This is a genomic window from Bartonella sp. LJL80, from assembly GCF_054871565.1.
Genome location: NZ_JBTXLM010000026.1, coordinates 1 through 2,535, shown reverse-complemented (window position 1 = coordinate 2,535; position 2,535 = coordinate 1). Strand labels below are relative to the sequence as shown.

The 2,535-nt window shown below is 48.8% G+C and carries 1 pseudogene; it reads right to left on the bottom strand.

The features are described from left to right. Positions 1-2,244, bottom strand: a pseudogene (locus tag ACYSNS_RS14495) (hypothetical protein); the annotation flags it as partial. Positions 2,245-2,535: the final 291 nt, after the last annotated feature.

The following is a 2,535-nucleotide window of genomic DNA, read 5'->3' as shown; positions in this document are numbered from 1 at the left end:
CGCTGTGGGGGCCACAAGATAACTGGCAAGCTGGGGTGCAACCGCCTTGACAGGCGGTGTCGTTCCGCCACCGTTGCCGCCACCATTGGGATCAACGGGGTCAACAGGCGGCTCTGTCGGATCTACAGGTGGCACCACTGGCGGAACAGGTGGTTCTACATAGACGCTTTGCAGCCGGTAATCCCAATAGGGAGTGGTGCCACTCACTAGCCGCTGATCGTCAGCAGCCTCACCGCGTGAAGAACCGGGCCCATAAGCATAGATCGAATACTGATAGGGCTTCTCATTCATGGTTACGTATCCGCCGGCCAAAGCAAAACTGTTTTCTGCAGCCTGACCGGAAACCTGAATGATGGAAATACCTTCTTCGTTGGTGAAACTTTCCACTGATGTCGCACCACCTGGGCTTCCCGCCATCGTCACAATGTTTACCGTCGCGGTGCCGGTGACATCACCGTTTACCAGCAGACGATCAGTGAACTGGTTTGAAAGGCTTCCACCGGTGTTCAAATAGGTATTCAGCGTGACATTGCCATTGACCATGTCGAGCTTTGCCGTCGTCAGTTGCTGATAGATATCATCAACCGGTGCCGAAAAAGCCAAGGTACTATTGTTTAATGACAAGCTTGATACCGCAGATTTTCCATCCTCGCTATCGGGCCGCGTCACCGTCCAGACAGAATTGTTTTTCAGCGCAACATCTAAAGTGGTGTTACCGGCAAAATGGGAAGCACCGAAAAGCTTCGAATTGTCGGCATCAATCGCCACTTTGGTCGCATATGTCTTGCTTGGCTGTGTAATATTCACAAGCCCCTTCCCGCCGGAAAGGGTCGTATCTTTCAATATAAGCGTATTAGCGGCGTTATCGGTGAAGCTATCATTCTGCGTACTTGTTACTGCATAACCATTTTGCACATCCAATGAGCCGCCGATAATCGTGACCACATTTTGCGCATCATATTTATAAGAATTTTGATAAACAATACCATTTCCATTTGCGCCACTAACCGTCACATTTGTATCTGTCAGCGTAATGTTGGACGAGCGCAGAATATTGATCGCGCTGGAATTTTCACCAAGAACACTGACCTGACTTTTCTCAACCGAAATAGATGATTGGAAATCGGCAGAAGTGGCGTAACTATTGGTTGCTGTCTCGCTTAGATCAACAGTGACATCATTGAGAATAACACTTGACTGTACGTTGAATGCCTGCACTCCCGTACTGCTGCTGCCGGTGACCTTTATGCTACCATGTGTAAGCGAAATAAGGCTGCGCGCATCAGCATACACACCATTGCTTGATTGGCCGTGAACGCTGATGTCGCTGTTGGTTAATGTAACCGAAGACTGATATGTTGTGACACCATATCCGCGTACACCTTGCGTAACAATTGTCAAACGATCACCAACCACTTCTGTTCGTCTGTCACCTGTTGATGCAAAGCCTGTTGCCCAGATACCGGCAACAGAGTCACTTGTAGAAGTCAGCTTGCCATTGCTCAAAGTAATACTGCTCATGAAATTAGCAGTCACAACACCACCGGAACCATCTTGGCCAGTCGTGGTAAAGTCAAAATTTCTTGCGGTAGCTGAACTTCGATCCGACATTCCTGAACCAACATCAAAAGCCGCGCCAGTTGACGAAACTTTGGTGCCGTCGATAAGGCCACCTGCGCCTTCATATATATTGATTGCGCTTCCCGTCATGGCGACATGTTGCATCGTTCCGCCGTTTACCGTGAGAAACGAGCCGACATTTCCTGCATAATATCCGTTATTGCCCGTAAACGTTACGTTATTCAGTGTGACACTTCCGCCATTTCGAACTTGCACGCCGCTGACGACATCTCCAACTACTGTCGATTGGGTGTCGATGGCACCACCATTCATGACCACCTGACTGCCGCTATATTGCGCTGCAATTGCATTGGCACCGCTTATCTTGCTGTCTGCCAGTTCAATACGACCACCGGAATAAGCGAATACTGGAGCAGATAAGGTGCCAGACTGGACAGGAATTCCACCATCTGAAATTGTGAGATTAGAACCCAGAATTTTGCTTGAAGCACCGATAGCCAAAACGGCAGAACCGGAATAGGTTGCCCCTGTCGACGTATAGGTCTTTCCATCAACGGTAACCGTTGACCCATTGGAAACAGACAGTGACTCTGCCCAGAGCGGCTGCGTGCACGAAAGCGCAACACAAATAAATGAAACCGAGCCCAGTAGAGTTTTCTTCATGTCCATAAAATCGCCTTTAAATTCATTGTAATGGAATTGCTTTGACACTCATTTCCATCAGTCATCCTTCGGGGGTGTCCGGTTGGAAAGCGCTTTCCAACCGGACGGCAAACAATTCTTGGGCCAGATTAGGGGGTCTACACCTCGGTCTTAGAATTGTTTGCTTTCTCGGATTGATTCTGCTGCTGTTTAGCCGACTTACGGCTTAAAATCTATACCTCAAGCCACCATTAAACGTCGCGCCAGATATGCCCGCTTTTTCGATTTTGTTTTGGTAGGCGACATCGCCAT